Annotated in this window: 18 protein-coding genes and 1 tRNA gene; 5 read left to right on the plus strand and 14 right to left on the minus strand. The window is 59.7% G+C overall.

Translation table 11 applies throughout. The features are described from left to right. Positions 1 to 48: 48 nt before the first annotated feature. Positions 49 to 636 carry a hypothetical protein gene (locus CW354_RS01715; RefSeq protein WP_104828310.1) on the minus strand — a complete coding sequence of 196 codons (588 nt, stop codon included), beginning with the start codon at positions 634 to 636 and terminating at the stop codon, positions 49 to 51. Positions 637 to 846: 210 nt separating this feature from the next. On the opposite strand from CW354_RS01715, the gene CW354_RS01720 reads away from it, so the two are divergent. Continuing rightward, complete coding sequence (locus tag CW354_RS01720; RefSeq protein ID WP_279303112.1) at positions 847 to 1,437, plus strand: ECF-type sigma factor; 591 nt, start codon at positions 847 to 849, stop codon at positions 1,435 to 1,437. Positions 1,438 to 1,500: 63 nt separating this feature from the next. Continuing rightward, positions 1,501 to 4,032 carry a tetratricopeptide repeat protein gene (locus tag CW354_RS01725; RefSeq protein WP_104828312.1) on the plus strand — a complete coding sequence of 844 codons (2,532 nt, stop codon included), beginning with the start codon at positions 1,501 to 1,503 and terminating at the stop codon, positions 4,030 to 4,032. A 474-nt stretch (positions 4,033 to 4,506) separates the two neighbouring features. Here the strand turns inward: CW354_RS01725 and CW354_RS01730 are convergent. After that, positions 4,507 to 4,596: transfer RNA gene (locus CW354_RS01730), tRNA-Ser, on the minus strand. A gap of 280 nt (positions 4,597 to 4,876) precedes the next feature. Here CW354_RS01730 and CW354_RS01735 point away from each other — a divergent pair. After that, on the plus strand, positions 4,877 to 5,149 hold the full coding sequence (locus tag CW354_RS01735; RefSeq protein WP_104828313.1) for a hypothetical protein: 273 nt from the start codon (positions 4,877 to 4,879) through the stop codon (positions 5,147 to 5,149). A gap of 41 nt (positions 5,150 to 5,190) precedes the next feature. Here the strand turns inward: CW354_RS01735 and CW354_RS01740 are convergent, their stop codons facing one another. After that, positions 5,191 to 5,985, minus strand: coding sequence for a TerC family protein (locus tag CW354_RS01740; protein ID WP_104828314.1), 795 nt, complete (start codon positions 5,983 to 5,985; stop codon positions 5,191 to 5,193). Positions 5,986 to 6,110: 125 nt separating this feature from the next. On the opposite strand from CW354_RS01740, the gene CW354_RS01745 reads away from it, so the two are divergent. After that, entirely contained in the window at positions 6,111 to 6,968 is an 858-nt protein-coding gene (locus CW354_RS01745; RefSeq protein WP_165793478.1) for a lipoprotein N-acyltransferase Lnb domain-containing protein, read from the plus strand. 341 nt (positions 6,969 to 7,309) lie between these two features. Here the strand turns inward: CW354_RS01745 and CW354_RS01750 are convergent, their stop codons facing one another. Both CW354_RS01750 and galE read right to left on the minus strand, forming a co-directional pair. Next, a complete protein-coding gene (locus tag CW354_RS01750; RefSeq protein ID WP_104828316.1) occupies positions 7,310 to 7,723 on the minus strand; it encodes a VanZ family protein in 414 nt (137 codons plus the stop codon). Continuing rightward, complete coding sequence (gene galE / locus CW354_RS01755; protein WP_104828317.1) at positions 7,723 to 8,715, minus strand: UDP-glucose 4-epimerase GalE; 993 nt, start codon at positions 8,713 to 8,715, stop codon at positions 7,723 to 7,725. Before galE ends, CW354_RS01750 begins: the two co-directional genes overlap by 1 nt. A 142-nt stretch (positions 8,716 to 8,857) precedes the next feature. Between galE and CW354_RS01760 the strand changes: the two genes are divergently transcribed. Then, a complete protein-coding gene (locus tag CW354_RS01760) occupies positions 8,858 to 9,571 on the plus strand; it encodes a metallophosphoesterase family protein (protein ID WP_165793479.1) in 714 nt (237 codons plus the stop codon). Here CW354_RS01760 and CW354_RS01765 read toward each other — a convergent pair. From CW354_RS01765 to CW354_RS01805, 9 genes are all read right to left on the minus strand, one after another. Then, positions 9,568 to 10,923, minus strand: a complete 1,356-nt coding sequence (locus CW354_RS01765; RefSeq protein WP_133162122.1) for a class I SAM-dependent methyltransferase — start codon at positions 10,921 to 10,923, stop codon at positions 9,568 to 9,570. The genes CW354_RS01760 and CW354_RS01765 overlap by 4 nt on opposite strands. Positions 10,924 to 11,098: 175 nt before the next feature. Next, positions 11,099 to 11,488 carry an MAPEG family protein gene (locus tag CW354_RS01770; protein WP_104828320.1) on the minus strand — a complete coding sequence of 130 codons (390 nt, stop codon included), beginning with the start codon at positions 11,486 to 11,488 and terminating at the stop codon, positions 11,099 to 11,101. 27 nt (positions 11,489 to 11,515) lie between these two features. Beyond that, positions 11,516 to 12,673: an acetylornithine deacetylase gene (gene argE / locus CW354_RS01775; protein ID WP_104828483.1), complete on the minus strand. Its 1,158-nt coding sequence runs from the start codon at positions 12,671 to 12,673 to the stop codon at positions 11,516 to 11,518. Positions 12,674 to 12,842: 169 nt separating this feature from the next. Next, on the minus strand, positions 12,843 to 13,166 hold the full coding sequence (locus tag CW354_RS01780; RefSeq protein ID WP_133162123.1) for a hypothetical protein: 324 nt from the start codon (positions 13,164 to 13,166) through the stop codon (positions 12,843 to 12,845). Positions 13,167 to 13,370: 204 nt separating this feature from the next. After that, positions 13,371 to 14,366: an FKBP-type peptidyl-prolyl cis-trans isomerase gene (locus CW354_RS01785; protein WP_133162124.1), complete on the minus strand. Its 996-nt coding sequence runs from the start codon at positions 14,364 to 14,366 to the stop codon at positions 13,371 to 13,373. Positions 14,367 to 14,490: 124 nt separating this feature from the next. Next, positions 14,491 to 15,054, minus strand: a complete 564-nt coding sequence (locus CW354_RS01790; RefSeq protein WP_104828323.1) for a hypothetical protein — start codon at positions 15,052 to 15,054, stop codon at positions 14,491 to 14,493. Next, positions 15,045 to 15,680 (minus strand): lysophospholipid acyltransferase family protein, encoded by a 636-nt coding sequence (locus CW354_RS01795; RefSeq protein ID WP_104828324.1) that lies wholly within the window; start codon positions 15,678 to 15,680, stop codon positions 15,045 to 15,047. The genes CW354_RS01790 and CW354_RS01795 overlap by 10 nt, the downstream gene beginning before the upstream one ends. Then, positions 15,680 to 16,636, minus strand: coding sequence for a phosphatidate cytidylyltransferase (locus CW354_RS01800; RefSeq protein ID WP_104828325.1), 957 nt, complete (start codon positions 16,634 to 16,636; stop codon positions 15,680 to 15,682). Before CW354_RS01800 ends, CW354_RS01795 begins: the two co-directional genes overlap by 1 nt. After that, entirely contained in the window at positions 16,623 to 17,237 is a 615-nt protein-coding gene (locus CW354_RS01805; RefSeq protein WP_104828326.1) for a CDP-alcohol phosphatidyltransferase family protein, read from the minus strand. Before CW354_RS01805 ends, CW354_RS01800 begins: the two co-directional genes overlap by 14 nt. Positions 17,238 to 17,275 lie beyond the last annotated feature (38 nt).

Here is a 17,275-nt window from a genome sequence, read left to right on the forward strand (position 1 = left end):
GCAAGGGCGCCTGAACCATCGTGCTGAAAAAGGAATGGACGGCACAGATCATCGCGCGATGATCCGTGTTTCAAATTTTCCGTTGCTGATTTCGAAACGCTTCATCTCGTCAGGCGTTTCGGCCAAAATTTTCTCCGGGGCTGCGACGGTCCCGGAGAAGGCGCCCTTGACGATGAGGTCTTCGCCCTCGCGCTGGACTTTATCGATCGTGACATTGACGGCGCCGCCATTCTCGGAGGACCATTTATTGACGATGCCGTCGGGAAAATAGTCGATTTTTTCCGACGCCAACACGTAAGGTTGATCGATGTCCGGAATAATAAAGTGCAGCAAGATTTCGCCTTCGCCGCGCCGGTCAATCGTCGGCTTCAAGTGACCAAATAGGGTAACAATGGCCGCCTTGCCGACGTTGCCATTCCATCGGCTGCGGCTCTTGATCTTGCCGTCCACCGTTGCGTGCGTGACGAGCCAGTCCCGCTTTTCGCCATTGATGATCGCGGCGATTGATCCGTCGATCCGCGCTGGCGTGAACCCGGCTCTGGCGGAGTTTTCGCGGGCCGCCGGCAGGCCGGCCCTTGATTGCCGCTCGTCGTTCGCCCCCCCGGACTGGCCGCACCCAGCGACCGCCAGCGCCAAGACTGTCAGAATAATCCGCCTCAAATTTCTCTCCCCGTTCATCGCCGGGCGCGCAGGTCGCCGGGATGGAGATCTGCGCCGGAACGCCTGCTTGGGCGTCACACCCGTCAATCAAAGAATCGAGAACGGCGTCCCTTTTGCGACATGGTTTCCCGAAAAATTCCGGGGATTTTTCTAAGCTTTGGAAATATCGAGGTTTTTTGATAGGCTTTGTTAGACGTTCGGGGGATAGCGACCATTCAAACAGCCGATGACATAACAAAATTGATGTCTGCAATCGGCGACGGCGACGCTGCGGCGTATGACGACGCAGTCAGCCTGTTGTATGACGAGCTGCACAAGCTTGCTCACATCCAACTCGCCAAGCGCGACACTGATAATGCGCTGCAAACCACGGCGCTGGTGAACGAGGCTTATCTCAAACTGAAGCACGGCGCCTACAAGCCGGTGGACCGCGGTCATTTCCTCGCGATCGCCGCGACGGCGATGCGCCACATTATCATCGACTATGCGAAGTCGCGCCTGGCTGCAAAAAGAGGCGCCGGCGCGGTGCATATCGAACTTGACGCAAACACAGGACAAATAGACGCCGAGGCTGAACAACTGCTTCAGATCAACGACGCCCTCTCGAGGCTGCGCGAGAAACATGAGCGCTTGGCGCGTATTTTTGAATGCAAGTTTTTTGCTGGTTTCGACGATGACGAGACGGCCAAAGCGATCAACCTTTCAAAGCGAACAGTCCAACGCGACTGGATTAAGGCGCGCGCGTTTTTGCAAGAAGAGCTCACGCCAAGCAGCTAGCTGTCGCTTCTTGACCTAATTTTTCGTTAATCAGGATCGAAAGCTAGAATTGGGACAAGAAGGATGACGGCGCATTCCGCGAACGAAATTGAAGTTCTGATGGACCGGCTCCTTGATCTTGGCGACAGCGACCGGCGCGCCTTGCTTGTAGAACTGGAAAACGACGATCCCGCACTCGCTAAGCGCATGAGACGCCTGTTGTCATTTGTAGCGGACGAGGAGACTCTGCCCGGCGAAGTACACCAGTCAGCTCCGGCGCTGATGACCGCTTTCAGAACCGCCGACCGAAACCAGCTTATCGGCCAGCGACTTGGCGCCTATGAGATAACTCACTTCGTGCGGCGTGGGGGCATGGGCGCAGTCTATCGAGGCGAGCGCGCCGATGGCGCCTTTGAGCAGAGTGTTGCGATCAAGATCCTGCCGGCTCGAATGGCGAGTTCCGAACGCCGTGACATGTTCGAACGCGAACGGCGCTATCTCGCAACACTGGAACACCCAAATATTGCTCGCATTATCGACGCAGGAATGGCGCCGGACGGCAGCCTTTATTTCATCATGGAGTTTATCGACGGAGAACCATTCGATGTCGCATTGGAAGATGTCAATGACGATGGCAGACTCCGGTTCTTTACAGATCTGTGCAACGCAGTTTCCTTCTGCCACAGGTCCTTAATAGCTCATGGCGATCTAAAGCCTTCAAATATTTTTATTAGCGACGGACGCCTGCGCCTGCTGGATTTCGGCGTAGGACGCTTGATCGGACCGTCGGCAGCAACGCCTTCCTCCGCCCCGCGCGGCTATTCACGAAATTACGCAGCGCCTGAACAAATCACGTCGGGCGAACCAAGCGTTGCGGCCGATATTTACTCGCTTGGTCGTTTGTTTGAACGCCTCATTGTTAAGGAGAAATCCGATACGGAATTGGCGGCAATTGCTGCAAAGGCCTGCGCCCGCGAGCCAACTGATCGTTATGGGAGCGTTGATGCCCTGAAAGCTGACTTGAGAGCCTATCAATCAAATCATGTGATCTCAGCTTTGCCGCAAACCGCCGGGTACAGAATGCTGAAGTTTACACGTCGTAATGTGCTGATTATCGCGTCGTTCTCCCTTATCGTTTTAACCTTGGCCGCAGGACTGTTCACCACATCCTGGCAATATCGAACCGCCACACGACAGGCGGCGCGGGCGGAAGCCGTTGCTGCGTTCGTAAAGAACATGTTTGAAGAGGTCGACCCTGAAGAGGCGGGCGTCAAGCCAGTGACCTTGCGACAAGTCATGGACGATTCCGCCGATCGTCTCGCCAATGAATTAAGCAGTGCGCCGGGTATCTATAATGAAATAAAGGCTGTAATTGCGTCCGGGTATTTTGGCGTTGGTGAATACGAACGCGCTCTGCAAATGCGCACTGAAGTCCTGGAATACGCACAAGGCGAATACAAACCTCCGAACATTGAACTCGTCGGAGCGCAGAATGCAATTGCAGCGGTGTATCGCAGTTATAACAAACTGGACGAAGCGATCACCCTTTGCAGGAATTCTTTGAAACAACTTAAGGCGCTTAGGTCTTTATACGAGAAAGCTCTGGCTGACACGCATTTTTGTCTGAGCATGAATCTCGCGCAGAAGGGCGGCGCAAAAAACATTGACGAGGCGTTGCGCCACCGACGGCAAGCTCTCGCCATCTATAGCGACTTGTATGGTGACGCGAGTCCTGAATACGCGAAAAGCCTGGCAAGTTTGGGAATGGTTGTTCGTGCGGCGGAAGACTACGTGACCGCCGCCCAAAATAGGGAAACCGCGTTAGCAATCGCCGAGCGCCACGGTCTTTTGATGGTGCCCTCATTTATTCGAACGCGATGCAACCTTGCACTTGATTATGTTGCGCTTGGGCGGCACGCCGAAGCCATATCTGCGAATAAAAAGTGCCTGCAGCTAAAAAAAGAAAGGCTGGGCGACGACCACCCTGAGATCGCAACGTCCCTCAACAACATAGCCCGATTGAATCTGCAATTGGGTGAAATCAACCACGCCCTTAATGCCGTGAACGAAGGACTTGCGGTCGCGCGCGAGTCTATTCCATCGACAAACTTTACGCGACTTGCTCTTGAGATTAACAAAGCCGCAGCGCTTTGGCAAAGCGGCGAGCCCGAGCTAGCAAGCATATTGGTAAGCGACGTCGTTGAACGTATGAGCGATCAGCTGGGTCCGGAGCATGGCGCGACAAAACGAGCGAACACGATTAAAGCACGGATCTTACTGGAGACCGGCGATGTGGAAGAGGCGGCACGTCTGCTTTCCGCGTCGTTAGAAGGGCTAAGTCAGTCCTGGCGCGCCGATGCTCTGCTTTGGCGCGCCGAAGTAGCTTACAAGCAGGGCGATCATGAAGGTGCGCGCAAGTTCGCTGATGAGGCGGTTCGCATGCGGCGGACATTGCCGATCTTTACACCCTGGCAAATAGCCGAATCGGAGTTCGTTAGAGCGCGAGCAGCCGACGACTCGGCGGAGGCGATAGCGGCTGCGGAGATTCTAGTTAGCCTGCCGCCAAATCACATCAGAAGAATCGAGGCGCAAGCCTATCTTGATGGACAGAAATAGATCTAAAGCAAACCTGTCCCTACCGAAAACTCTATCAGCAACAGATTCGCAGCATTTGGCGGCTCATGATCGCCTGTGATCGTGTTTGATGTTCTCAAGATTTTGGCTCTTGCCTTTCGGGACCTGTTTCGAGGCCGCGCTGCAGTCGAGGCCGAAATCACACTCCTGCGTCATCAACTCGCGGCCTTACGGAGAAAGGCTCCAGCCCGAATTCGATTAACTCGGTTGGTCTGAAAGCTTACGCTAAATACTACAACCAAGCGCGAACGCATCTGAGTTTAGATAAAGACGCACCCGTAACGCGGCTCACCCGGCAATCCGGCCTAATCAAATCCATCTCCCATCTCGGCGGGCTGCATTATGAGTATGTCAGAATCTAGTTTTCGGGAGGGACAGCCAGATCTCGCGCAAGCCTCTGAAGTTCGGCGGCTTCAGTCCACGGGAAAACGGAACGGGAAATTCGATCGGAATTACTGGCGGACAGGGTGGGATTCGAACCCACGAGACGGTTGCCCGCCTACACGCGTTCCAGGCGTGCGCCTTCGACCACTCGGCCACCTGTCCTCGCGCCAATGTCGCACGGCGCACGCGAGTCTTTCATTTCGCCGCCTTCGCGGCGTCGTCGGGTTGCCCCTTCGCGGCGGGGCGGCCTTCGACCACGCGGCCGCCTGTCCGGAAGGAGCCGGACTATAGCCATGGCGGCCTCCCGCGCAAGGCCGAATCCGCGGAAATTGCGCCGGAATTTCAGCCCCTTTGGCCGTTAACCGAGCGGTTTGCAGGCGGCGGCCGCGCGGGCTAATGTGGCCCCGTTAAGATTGCGTTTACCACCCGAGGGGGGCTTGTCATGGCGGCGTTTCGTATAATCGCATGGGTTCTGGTGGCGGTCGCCATCGCCTTGCTGGGCGCGGACGGCGTGTCGTCGCTCGAAGCGGGCGAGCCGGTGATGCGCTCGACGGGGATGGTGCTTTCGCTCTTCGGGGTCGACGGCGCGGCGCTTGTGGAGAATTCGCCCGGCGGCGTCTCTCAGGCGATCGGCACGATCATGGGCCTGCCGCTCTGGGGCGTTATCGGCGTCATCGGCGTCGTCATGACTCTCATCTTCCGCCCGATGGAATAAAAAGGCCCGGCCGACAGCCGAGCCCCTCTTTTACAGTCAGCTCAAGCCGTCTGCCCGTGCTCTTTCGCGCGCAGCTTCTCAAGCTTGTTGCGATAGCGCGACTGCACGGTCGAAACGACGACCATCACGAAGATGACGAAGTAGAAACTCGCCTTCGACATGGCGACCACTTCGAAGCCGAACAGCATCATATGCGCCAGATGCCCGCCTTCGGAGATCAGAAGCACGCCGACGATGAAAAGAATGAAAAGGCCGATCACCTCGAACATGCGATTCTTCTTCAAAAACACCGAGACCTGATCGGCGAGCGCGATCATCATTAGACCCGAGATGATAATCGCCGCGGCGATGACCCAGACCACATGGGTGAGCGCGATCGCCGACAGAAGCGAGTCGAAGGAAAAAATGAGATTCATGAAGACAATGGTTGCGATCGCCACCGGCACGGATTTTTCATGGTCTTCATCGAGATTCTCCACATGCTCGACGGCGAGAAGATGCATGATCTCTTTCGTCGCCGTGTACATGATGAAGCCGCCGCCCGCGAGCGAAACCAGCGAATGGAAAGTGAAAGACGCCTCGAAAATCCCGTCTATGGTCGCGGCGAAAAGCGGCTTTGTCAGACTGTTGATAAGCCCGAGCACGACGACCATCAGGATGAGGCGCAAGATGATGGCGAGGATGATCCCGACCCAGCGCACATATTTCTGGCGCGCCGGCGTCACGCGCCCGGATTCAATCGAGATATAGAGAAGATTGTCGAAGCCCAGCACCGCCTGCAGCAGGATGAGCATCATCAGGGTGAAAAGATTTTCCAGCGACAACAGAGATTCCATGGCGCGGCGCCCTCCATTTTACGTGCAGGGTAAAGGGCATGTTTCGGCGCGAACAATCAAGCGCTGGCGCGGCGCCTGGCGTATGCGGGCGAATTTCGTCATGCTTGAGGCAAGAGGAGTCATGCATGATGAAAATCGCCCTCGCCCTCATCGCCGGTCTCCTGGTCCTTGGGCTGCTGACGGTCGCCTTGCGCACGCCGCGCGGCGACCGCAACTGGGAGAAGGGGCTGTCGCGGACCCCGGCCTTCGAAACCTTAAGCAAAGGCCGCTGGCGGCTGCATGATCTGCGCGCTTTCGAATTCGCTGCTGACGGCGAAGTGAAACAGGCCTGGCGCGATAAGATAATCGACGCAAACGACCTCGAAGCGATCTGGTTTTTCGTCGAGCCCTTTCCGTCCTATGAAGGCGCGGCGCACACTCTCGTCAGCTTTGTCTTCGGCGGCGAGACCGACGAGACGATCGCCATTTCAGTCGAGGCGCGCAAAGAAGAGGGCGAGGTCTATTCCGGCTTTAACGGCCTTTTTAACAAGTTCGAGCTGATCTATCTCTGGTCTACGGAAAAGGACGTTCTGACGCGCATCGCCGTCGGCCTTAATCACGAGATTTACGCCTACCGGCTCGGGGTCGAAACGCCGGCGGCGCGCGAGATTCTCAAGCATTTCATCGCGCGCACCAACGCCCTCGCGGGCAAGCCGCGCTTTTACAACACGCTGACCTCGAACTGCACCAATGAGTTGGTGAAGGCCGTCAACAGCGCCCTGCCGGACACCCTGCCCTGGCATTACTCCCATGTGCTGACGGGTTATTCAGCCGAGCGCCTTCATGCGCTGGGATTTCTCGGCGAAACGAAAGCGTCTTTCGAAGGCATGAAAACGCAGGCGGCGGCGGGCGGCGCCGTTCGCGCCGCCGCCGGCGCGCCGGCTGGTGCGTTTTCAGATCTCTGGCGTGAGAAGATCGGCGCCGAAAACCATCTCACGCCGTAACCCACCGCGCCGAAACGTGCGCCCGGCGAGGCGAACCGAGATTGCTTAAAAGTCATGCGGCGAAATGATTTTCTTCTGCGGCGAACGGCGCGGCGGCGCTCTTCCCTTTTAAAAAATCCGATCCTATCTCCCGCTCATAACAAGAAACGGAGAGAGACCCATGACACGCCTGATTACAATCATCATGAGTTGCGCCGTCATCGCCGCGGCGGCCTATCCGGCGCTTTACGCTTACACGACCCTCGCGTAACCGCCGGCAAGTCTGCGGCCCCATAAGGCGCCGTCAGGACAGCAAACATGCCCCCACACTCCCCCAGCTGTCCGGCGGCGCCTTTACAGCGTCAACGCAGGCGAAAACGCCCTGTCAATCGGGAAAGAAGAAACGCGCCGCCGAGCCCGGCCGCAGCGCCGAGCGCGTTGCACACGGCGTCGGCGATCTCCGGATCGCGCACGCCGCCGAGCCCCTGCAGCCCTTCAAGCAGAACGCCGTAAAGACAAAGCGCGGCCCATGCGCCCCAGCGCTGTGAAAACACCTTCACCTCAGCCCAGAATGCGAGCGCGCCCAGCGAAGCATAGGCGAGAAAATGCGCGACCTTGTCGGCGAGCGCATCGTCGCCGAAGAGCGCGCTTGAAATCCATCGCGTCACGACGAAACCAGGCTCGGTATTGTCCGGATCGGGCGTCAGCGTCAAAAACGTGACAAGGGCGAACAAAAGAAAAAACAACGCCCGCGCCGCCATCAGGGAAAGACGCATCAATTCGTCCCTTCGCGCGCGGCGAGGCGACGCTCCCAGTCGATCGCCGTTTCGACAATGAAATCGATATCGTCATAGCGCGGGCGCCAGTCGAGCACCGTGCGGATCGCCGCATTGTCGGCGATCAATTGCGGCGGATCGCCGGCGCGGCGAGGCCCGACTTCATAATCCATCTCAGCGCCGGTGACGCGCCGGAATGCGTCCACCACTTCGTAGACGGAATAACCGCGGCCATAGCCGCAATTCAGCGTAATCGACCCGCCGGCCCCGCGCAGGCGCTCGAGCGCTTCCAAATGCGCCTGGGCGAGATCGCTCACATGGACGTAATCGCGGATAGCGCTGCCGTCCGGCGTCGGGTAATCGCCGCCATGGATCTGCAGCTTTTCCTGGCGAAGTCCCAGCGCGATCTGCGCGGCGGCCTTGATGAGGTGCGTCGGCTTGCCGATTTCTCCGGCGCGCCCGCGCGGATCGGCGCCCGCCACGTTGAAATAACGCAAGGTGACGTAAGAAATATCATGCGCGGCGGCGGCGTCCTGCAGGACGCGCTCGCTCATCGCCATGGAGGCGCCGTAAGGCGTGATGGAGTGGATGGGCGCGGTTTCCGAAACCGGCGTGCGCGCCGGCGTGCCGTAGACGGCGGCGGTCGATGAAAAGATGAAACGCTTGACGCCCGCATCGACGCAGGCGCGCAAGAGCGTGATCGTGTTCGCTGTGTTGTTGCGGTAATAATCGAGCGGATGGCGGATCGATTCCGGCACCAGGATCGATCCGGCGAAATGAATCACTTCCGTGATATCGTGATCTGCGAAGACCTTGGCGAGCGCTTCGGCGTCGCCGACATCGGCTTCGACGAAAGGCGCGGCTTTCGGCGCAAGCCAGCGCGCGCCCGTCGACAGATTGTCGAGCGCGACAGCAGGCTCGCCGGCGTCTTCCAACGCCAGCAGCATATGGGCGCCGATATAGCCGGCGCCGCCGGTCACCAGAACGCTCATGAGGCTCCGCCCTGTTTCACGCTCATAAAAACGTGATTCCTTGACACATTTTTATAGCCTTTTCAGCTAGCCAAGTGTACCGGCTGAGCCGGATTTGAGGTACATGGCGCGCATGATCCAGCGATTATTCAGGAAATCGGAGATGAAGGCCTCGGTCCCCAAGGGCAAGACCATTTACGCCATTGGCGACATTCACGGCCGTTCCGACATGCTCGATGAACTTCTCTGGCGCATTAAGGACGATGCGGGCTCTCTTTACGAGGCGAAACTGATCTTTCTCGGCGATTATGTGGATCGCGGGCCGGACAGCCGCGGCGTCATCGACCGACTGATCAGCCTCGGCCAGGATTACGAGGACGCGGTCTTCCTGAAAGGCAATCACGAAGCCCTGTTGCTCGATTTCCTCGCCGAACCGGAAGATTTGTCGCACTGGCTCGACTGGGGCGGCGCCGAAACGCTGGAAAGCTACGGGCTCGACACGGTCGGCAAAGAATATCGCGCGCTCGCCGAGGAATTTTTCGAAGCCGCGCCGCAATCCCATCTCGATTTTCTGAACGGGCTGGGGCTCACCCATATCGAGGGCGATTATCTGTTCGTGCATGCGGGGCTTCGCCCCGCGACGCCGCTGGAAGAACAGACGGAAGAAGACCTCATCTGGATTCGCAAGCGGTTTCACAACGCCGCGCCGAACTCGCGCCCCGACTATGTGGTTGTCCACGGCCATACGCCCACCGACAAGCCCGACGATGCGGGCTGGCGCATCGGCGTCGACACCGGCGCCTGTTATGGCGGGCTGTTGACCGCCGTCGCGCTGAAAGACAATACGCGGCGCTTTTTAAGCGTGAAAGACGATTAGCCGTTCGCGGTTTTCGCCGCGTCCGGATTGTCAGCGATCAGGCGCGGTCCGCCCGCCGCGGAGAGGATTGCGCGCAGGGTCTGCGCCCCCGCCGGCCCGTCGCCGGCATTGATCGCCTTGCCGTATTCGCTGGAGAAATTCATCGAGGTGATGATATGCGGCGACGGCGTGACGAAAATGATCTGCGCGCCGAGCATCACCGCCTCGCGCCAGCGCTCCATGATTTCGCGCTTGTAACGGGACGACGCGATCAGGAAATCGGGCTCGGCGGAGCGGCATTCGGTTTCGGAAATGATGCGCGGGCCTTTTTCGCCGAGGCGTTCTTTTTCCCGCGCCATCCCCGTATCCACCGCCGCGGTGACAGCGTTCGCCGCCGGTCCCGCCCAGCGCAGCAAGGCTTCGGTCTGGGGATCGGCGCCGAGAATATGGGCGCACTCGCCGCGCGACGCGATGTCTTCGAGGATGGTGATAAAATCGCGGCGCACTTCCGCCGCGCGCTGTTCGAAAGACTGGTAAGGCTGCAGCGCGCGCATGGCGAGGGCGTTTTCTTCGTCCCAGAGCCGCGCCAGACGCTCATACCACGGATCGAAATCATATTCGTCGAAGTCCGCATGGGTGATGAAAAGCCGGATCGACCCGCCCTCTTTCGAGGTCAGCGCGCCCTTGAAGATTTTCAACCCCGCCTCGCGCACCAGCCATTCGAGAACCGACAGCGAGTAGACGCCGGAGACCCCGGCCTGCAGCGTTTCGACAGAGGTGCGCGTCAGCACCATAGGCGCATAAAGCGTTTCCAGCGCGAAAACGCCGTCATCGGTCAGAACCGACTTCACCCGCGCCAGAAAGCCGCGCGGATCGTCGACATGTTCGAAAATCGAAACGGCGGTGACGATGTCGAACTTCTTGTCGCCGAACGCCGCGTCGAGATCTTTCGAAGGAAAAGCGGACCGTCCGGTCCAGGCCCAGTCGCCGATTTCATCCACATGCTCGCCGGGATCGACGCCGAAACGCTCCACCCAGCGCGGATAGAAAGACAGAAGCGTGCCGTCATTGCAGCCGATGTCGAGCGCCGCGCAATCGCGGCCCGAAATCATTTCCAGCGCCTCCGTCGCCACGGCGCGCAGATGATCGCGGGTCGAGGCGTGATGGCCGGAGCGGATATAGGAAACCTCGTCTTCCGGATGCGCCGATTGCAGAAGGCCGCAGGCGCGCGCGTCGCGCGAGGGATCGCAAAGAACGTAATCCGCCGACGCGTCAGCTTTACGCGAAAGACTCTTGCGCGGACCCAGCGGCATGGAAAAGGCCGGCGTCAGCGCTCTCGATCCGCATGCGCGGCAGTGCGTAATTGTCTTCACGGGGCTGGCGCCTTTCGGAATACGGAGCTTGCGTTTCCCGAAACCTCGCAGGCCAGCGTCAACAAATTGTAAAAGCTGCGAAAAAGTCTTTCAAAAGCGGGGGGTTAGACACACCCTGCTTACCGAACTTAACAAAGTCTTGCCAAGAGCCCCGCTCCGCGGGGGCCTCGGGCGTTTAAGACGCCGCGAGATAGATGAGCCACAGGCCGGTGACGAGCAGCGTCAGCACTGTCAAAACTGTGCCGACCGCGCGGCCTGCAGGCCATAGCCCAAGCCCCAACCCCAACAAATGCGCAACGCGCGCAAAGAAAAAGACGCCGCCGAGAATATGGATCGCTGTCGCCGACACGCCCAGAAGCGCCAGCAGGACGAGTCCGCCGATCGCCGCCGGCGCATATTCTATATAATTGCCCTGCGTGCGGATCGCCTTCACCATCTCGGGATTGTCGCCGTCGCCGAGATTGACCTTGTGTTTCATGCGGTTCATGCCGACCCGGGCGCTCAAGAAGATAAGAAGAAGGGCGTTGAGCCCGACCCAAAGGGCTGCGGCTTCCAGCGATGTCACGGCGTCTCTCCTGTTTTTATTGTCTGATCAGGCGCTCATGCGTTCGATGAGGCGGCGCATGAAGACGGTTCCCGCCCGTACTTGCTCGAGCGTGATGTATTCGTTGGGCTGGTGCGCCTGGTCGATGGAGCCCGGCCCGCAGATCACGACGGAAAAACCGCCTTCCTGAAACTGCCCCGCTTCCGCAGCATAGGAGACGACCTCGGTCGAATTGTGACCGGTGATCGCCTTGGCGAGATCGGCGGCGGGATTGTTCGCCTCCGGCGCCAGCGAGGGCGCATTGGTGATCTGGGTTATCTCGATGCGGCAGCCCGGCGCCTTGGCGCGCATCTCCGCCTCGACGCCGCGGGCGAAATCGGTGAATTCGCCGATAATCTCCTCGCGATTGTCGCCGGGAATGACGCGCATGTCCCAGTTAAACTCCGCCTCGCCGGCCATGATGTTCAATTGCGTGCCGCCGCGCACCACATTCACCGTCATGCTGGAATAAGGCGGATGAAACGGGCAGTCCGGATCGGCTGCGGCGGCGTTGCGCTCGCACATATCGGTGATTTTCGAAATCAGCTTCGCCGCCGCCTCCACCGCGGAGACGCCGCGGTCGGTCTGGCTCGAATGGGTGGTGTAGCCGGTCACCTTCACCTTGAAGGAGGCGATGCCTTTATGGCCGTCGATCACCTTCATATTGGTGGGCTCACCGACAATGACAGCCGAGGGCCTCGGCGCTTTTTCGGCGATTTCGGCGATCATCCGCGGCGCGCCGAAAAGACCGATCTCCTCGTCATAGGAGAGCGCGAAGATGATCGGACGCTTCAGCTGCGCTTTGCGCATTTCCGGAACCAGCGAAAGCCCGATGGCGGAAAAGCTCTTCATATCGGCGACGCCGCGCCCATAGAGCTTGCCGTCCTTTTCGACGACAGTCCACGGATCGCTCGCCCAGTCCTGACCTTCCACCGGCACCACGTCGGTGTGGCCGGAAAGCACCACCCCGCCTTCGACCTTCGGCCCGACGACGGCGTAGAGATTGGTTTTGGTCCCGTCATCACTCGGAACCCGGAAGGACTCGATCCCGTAATGATCGAGATAGGCCTCCACATCTTCGATGAGCGGCAGGTTCGACTTCGACGAGGTGGTGTCGAAGGAAACGAGGCGGGAGATCCAGGAGAGCTGTTCGGCAATGTCTGTCATGGCCCGCAAATTGCGCGCAAAACAGCCCGGAACGCAAGCGTTCTGAACGCCTCGCTCTCGTCTTCAGTCCTGAATTTCAAGGAAAATTCGGGCTTTCAGCCTCGCCCGACGGAGGCGGCGTGGATGCCCCGGCGCGTATGGCCGGGGCATCAACAATACGCTTTACAGCTTAGGCCGCTTTCTTGCGGCGAACCGTTTTGCGCTTCGCAGTTTTTTTCGCGGTCGTTTTCTTGGCCGCTTTTTTCGCCGCCGGCTTTTTCTTCACCGTCAGCTTGGTCTTCCTGGCCGTTTTGCGCTTGGCGGGCGCCTTGCGCTTGGCTGTCGTCTTCTTGGCCGTCTTGCGCTTGGCGGTCGCTTTACGCTTGGCCGGCGCCTTCTTGGCCGTCTTGCGTTTGGCGGCGGTTTTCTTTTTCGCCGTCGTCTTGCGCTTGGCCGTTGCGGCCTTTCTCTTGGCCGTCGTTTTCTTGGCGGCTTTTTTCACTGCTTTTCTCATTGGAGCACATCCCCTGAAACACTGACCATGTGTCAGCAAGAATCCCCATTATCTTGATGCGAGTAAACGAACAATAAAAAAAATGAAGAGTCTGCAACGGCTTCCGCAGCGCTGTTCCTCCTACGGAAGGTCTTTCTCACGGACTCAAAACCCCCGCTTGAGACCAAGCGGGGGCGTTTGGAAAGACCGATGGAAAGGACGTTGTCACTTCACATCAATCAGTTCGACTTCGAAGATGAGCGCTTCATTGGGACCGATGGAGCCGCCGGGCCCGCCGCGCGCGCCATAAGCGAGCTCTGGCGGAATGAAAAAGCGGAACTTGTCGCCCTCGCTCATCAGCTGCAGGCCTTCGGTCCATCCGGCGATGACGCCGCTCAGCGGAAAGGTGGCGGACTGGCCGCGGGCGTAAGAGGAATCGAATTCGGTCCCGTTGATCAGCGTGCCCTGATAATCGACTTCGACCGTATCGCTCGCCGCCGGGCTCTTCCCGTCCGCCGGGCCTTCGGAAATCACCTCATATTGAAGGCCAGACTTCGTCGTTTTAACGCCGTCTTTCTTGGCGTTTTCAGCCAGAAACGCCTTCGCCAGTTCGAGATTGCGCTCGGGGTTTTGCACCTTGATGAGCTCGACATCGACGATCAGCGTCTCATTCGGGCCGAAAGGCGCATCGGGGCCGATGCGATCGCCATAGGCGAGATCCGGCGGCAGGAAGAAGCGATAATGATCGCCCTCGTCCATCATCTGCAGGCCTTCGGCGAGGCCCGGCATGTCGACGCCGATTTCGCTGACGCGAACCTGCGGCGCGGCGCCGATCGCTCTCGAAGAACTGATTTCGACGCCGTCGGCGGTCGTCATGGCGAATTCGAAAACCACGAGGTCCGTGGAGGTCGGCGTCAGGCCGTCCCCGTCGCCTTCTTCGAGCGCCATATATTGAAGACCTGAGTCCGTAACCTGCACTCCTTCGCGGGCCTTGTTCTCTTCGAGAAATTTTTCGGACGCCGCGAGGTTTTCCGCCGCCTGTTTTTCGAATTCGGCTTTCAGCTCCGCGCCGGTCTTGGCTTCGTCGGGGAGCTCGGCGGTTTCTTCGACGGGCGCGGCGTCCGTCGCCGCTTCAGCCGAAGGCTCTGCGTTTTCGTCTTTATTCGCACAGGCGGCGAGCGCCAGCGCCGCCGCTCCGATCATCAATCCTGTCTTACGCACCCAGGATGCTCCTTTTTGTTGCGTGATGGAAATTGGCGCCGACCCTAGCCTATGGCGGCGGCGCGAGAAAACCGGCAGGCGCGTTTAATTACGAAAGCGTCGTTAAATCGGGGTAAGGCGGCAATCAGACGGCGAGCCGCGCGCTGACATAAACGGCGTATATCGCAAGCCAGCACGCCGCAAGGCCGTATGGAACAAGGCGTTCAAGCCCTATCCGTTTCGCAAGCGCGGCGCCGAGCGCCGTCAGCCCGATAGCGAGCGAGAAACGCGCCAACCGCGCGACAAAGCCGACAATCGCGAAAAGGATCGGATTGACGCCAATCATCCCCGCCTCCGCCGCATAGATCTTGAACGGCGCGCCGGTGATCGCGCCGAGCGTCAGGTGAAGCGGCCAGGCGCCCGTCATCTCGTCCGCGACGCGCATGGTGAGATCCGGCCCGATCAGCGGCACGGACAAGAGGAACCGACATGCGCCGCCGAGATCATGGGCGCCCCAGAGCCACATCAAGAGCCCCCCGACAACCGCCGCGCCGGCGGCGGCGAGCGACAGGCGGAAAGCAGTCTTCAGTCCGAAGACGAGCACTGCGGCGGTGAGCAACAGATCGGGCACGATAAAAAAGAACGTCGCTTCGGCAAAGCCCCAGGCAAGCGCGCCGGCGCCCCACCATGCTGCGTTTCTCACTCCCATGGCTGGAAACGGCCCTGTTCGGCGAGTTCGGTCATTTGCAGCTCAAGCTCGCCCATGAAGCTTTGCGGATCGCCGGTCCATTTGATGGCGGCGCCTGCAAACACATCGCAATTGAACGGCACGAGAATGAAACTGCCGCGCGGCAAGGCCTTGCCGAGCCCGTGCATGAAAACGGGATAGATGGGAACGTCCGGCCGCGCTTTTGCGAGGTAAGCGACGCCGCGCTTGAACTCGGCGCGCTGTTCCGGCTCGCCGCGCGAGCCCTCCGGAAAGAGGATCAGGATTTCATTGCGGTCGAGCGCGGCTTCGAGATCGGCGAGCGGGTTCTTTCTAACCCCGCCCCGCGCCAGCGGAATGATGTTGATGATATTGAGCGCGAACCATTTGAGCCAGCGATTGGCGAGGAAATAATCCGCCGCCGCCGCGGGCCGCAGGCGATGGAGGTCTTTCAAGGGAAAGAGCGCCATCAGGGTCAGCGTGTCGAGATGGGAGTTGTGATTGGCCACAAGCACCGCCGGCCCCTTTTCGGGCAGATGCTCGCGCCCGCGCACATTCATGCCGAGAATGACGAGCAGAACGGGGCGCACGATAAAGAGGAAGAAGAGGAATTGCAGCACGCGCTTCATCAAATGCGCCCCGAAAACACGAAGAAATGCATGGCGTGATAGAACACCGGCGCGGCGTAGATGAGGCTGTCGACCCTGTCCAAGATGCCGCCATGGCCGGGAATGAGCCCGCCGGAATCCTTCACGCCGAGATCGCGCTTGAAGGATGAAATGGTGATGTCGCCGAGAAAGCCGGCCACCGCGATGATCGCGCCCGCAACGCCCGCATAATAAAACGGCATGGGCGTCAGGAACGGCCCCGCAATCGCGGCGCCCACAACCGTTGAACCGAGCCCGCCGAGAAAGCCTTCCCAGGTTTTCTTCGGACTTACTTGCGGCGCGATCTTGTGCTTGCCGAAGAGCCGCCCCCATGTGAACTGCGCCACATCGTTGAACTGCGTCAGCGCCACGAGAAAGAGGAGGAGCCCCGCCCCGCCGGCGGGCCCCGCGACGCTTTTATCCGCGGCGAGCAGCATCGCCGTATGGCTGAGCGCGAAGACGGTGATCATCAGCCCCCAGCTCAAGGTTCCGACGGCGCGCAGGAAGCCTTCCGTCTTGCCCATGAGGGTCATCGCCATGGGCAAGAACAGGAACATCCAGACCGGGATGAAGGTGAGAAACAGGCCGTAGCTATTGAGATGGGCGAAAAGGAACTGCGCCGGGATCGCCCAGTAGGCAAAGAGCAGGATCACGCGGTCGACGCGGCGCGTGGGGATCAGCGAGAGATATTCCTTGAAGGCGAGAAACGTCACGAAGCCGAGAAAGACCGTGGAGACGACGCGGTTCGTGACGATGGCGACGGAGAAAATGGTGATCATGAACCACCAGGACGTCACCCGGCGGGAGAGCTCCTCCGTCACGGCGCCCGGCTGCTTGCGTTTCATCACCGCGACGATGACGCTCGCCGCGATCAGCAGCGCATAGATGACCGCAATGGCGTAGAAGACAGTGTCGGGCAGCGCGTCAGGTATCGGCATGGCTGACCTCCTTCAGCGCGGATCGGGCGCGGTTGACGATGGTCGCGGCGCCGAGCGCGCAAGCGAACGCCATCAGCACGGTCGACCACCAGCCCGCCTCGAAAAAGACCAAGAGAAGCGCCAGCGCGCCGAAGAAAAAGGCGCGGTCCGATTTGCCGAACGGCCCGTCATAACGCCGCGACGCGCCGATCTGCACCGCGACGACGCCGGTCATTTCCGCGATGATCCCGAGCGTGACGGCGACGACCACCAGCGACGCCGGCAGGCCGGGAATGAAGACGAAAGGCAGGTAAAGCGCCGCGTCGGAAATAACGTCGGTGAGTTCGTTGAGGATGGCGCCAAGCTTCGAGGCCTGCCCGAATTCCCGCGCCAGCATGCCGTCGATGGCGTTGAGGGCCATGCGAAGGAAAAGAATGAGCGGCAGGAGGGCGAGCACCCATTTCGCGCCCGGGTTCATCAGATGCGCCGCGCCATGGGCGAGCGAGAGCCCGCAGGCGATCAGCGTCACCTGATTGGCGGTGACGCCCGCCCCTGCCAGCCGCCCGCAGAAGGGCCTGAGCAGCGCCTGAAATTTCGGCTTGAGGTCGTAGATGCTCGCCAAGGATCGCCCCGCCTTTATTCATATGCGAGACTAGCGGG

Source organism: Hyphococcus luteus, assembly GCF_002943565.1.
GTDB classification, from domain to species: Bacteria; Pseudomonadota; Alphaproteobacteria; order Caulobacterales; family Parvularculaceae; genus Hyphococcus; species Hyphococcus luteus.

What these genes read in the sequence shown, in the direction of transcription:
- CW354_RS01725 (WP_104828312.1), top strand. Translation starts at nt 1,501, where the DNA reads ATGACGGCGCATTCCGCGAACGAAATTGAAGTTCTGATGGACCGGCTC.
- CW354_RS01735 (WP_104828313.1), top strand. Translation starts at nt 4,877, where the DNA reads ATGGCGGCGTTTCGTATAATCGCATGGGTTCTGGTGGCGGTCGCCATC.
- CW354_RS01740 (WP_104828314.1), bottom strand. Translation starts at nt 5,985, where the DNA reads ATGGAATCTCTGTTGTCGCTGGAAAATCTTTTCACCCTGATGATGCTC.
- CW354_RS01745 (WP_165793478.1), top strand. Translation starts at nt 6,111, where the DNA reads ATGATGAAAATCGCCCTCGCCCTCATCGCCGGTCTCCTGGTCCTTGGG.
- CW354_RS01750 (WP_104828316.1), bottom strand. Translation starts at nt 7,723, where the DNA reads ATGCGTCTTTCCCTGATGGCGGCGCGGGCGTTGTTTTTTCTTTTGTTC.
- galE (WP_104828317.1), bottom strand. Translation starts at nt 8,715, where the DNA reads ATGAGCGTTCTGGTGACCGGCGGCGCCGGCTATATCGGCGCCCATATG.
- CW354_RS01760 (WP_165793479.1), top strand. Translation starts at nt 8,858, where the DNA reads ATGAAGGCCTCGGTCCCCAAGGGCAAGACCATTTACGCCATTGGCGAC.
- argE (WP_104828483.1), bottom strand. Translation starts at nt 12,673, where the DNA reads ATGACAGACATTGCCGAACAGCTCTCCTGGATCTCCCGCCTCGTTTCC.
- CW354_RS01780 (WP_133162123.1), bottom strand. Translation starts at nt 13,166, where the DNA reads ATGAGAAAAGCAGTGAAAAAAGCCGCCAAGAAAACGACGGCCAAGAGA.
- CW354_RS01790 (WP_104828323.1), bottom strand. Translation starts at nt 15,054, where the DNA reads ATGGGAGTGAGAAACGCAGCATGGTGGGGCGCCGGCGCGCTTGCCTGG.
- CW354_RS01795 (WP_104828324.1), bottom strand. Translation starts at nt 15,680, where the DNA reads ATGAAGCGCGTGCTGCAATTCCTCTTCTTCCTCTTTATCGTGCGCCCC.
- CW354_RS01800 (WP_104828325.1), bottom strand. Translation starts at nt 16,636, where the DNA reads ATGCCGATACCTGACGCGCTGCCCGACACTGTCTTCTACGCCATTGCG.